The following is a 351-nucleotide window of genomic DNA, read 5'->3' as shown; positions in this document are numbered from 1 at the left end:
AATCCGTGACACTGCAATGGACAGTGACCAACACCTTCAAGTCTTCCTGTACCGCTTCTGATCAGATCATCCTGACCAACACCGAAGCACTCACAGAAAGCAAAGCAGGCAGCGATATCACCCAGTGTGGTAATAACGTCTTCCAGCTGAACGCCAACGCACCGAAACCTACCGAAACAGGTACATGGTCCGGTACCGGCGTGTCCTTCAGCAATCCTAATGCCCCGGATGCAATTGCAACACTGACCACCAGCACTCCGCAGACCGTAACGGTAACATGGACTATCAGCAATGGCGTATGTGCCAACAGCACTTCTTCCATTAAGCTGGTCCTCAATGCCGCTCCAACTG

General features: G+C 52.1%; 1 protein-coding gene. It reads left to right on the top strand.

Going from position 1 to position 351, the window contains the following annotated elements:
• Window positions 1-351 (top strand): hypothetical protein (locus HGH92_RS33490; protein ID WP_168875212.1); only part of this gene is annotated, 351 nt, incomplete at both ends.

It is taken from the genome of Chitinophaga varians, from assembly GCF_012641275.1.
GTDB lineage: Bacteria > Bacteroidota > Bacteroidia > Chitinophagales > Chitinophagaceae > Chitinophaga > Chitinophaga varians_A.
The sequence above is the reverse complement of the archived record's forward strand: the minus strand, read 5'-3'. Positions and strand labels throughout refer to the sequence as shown.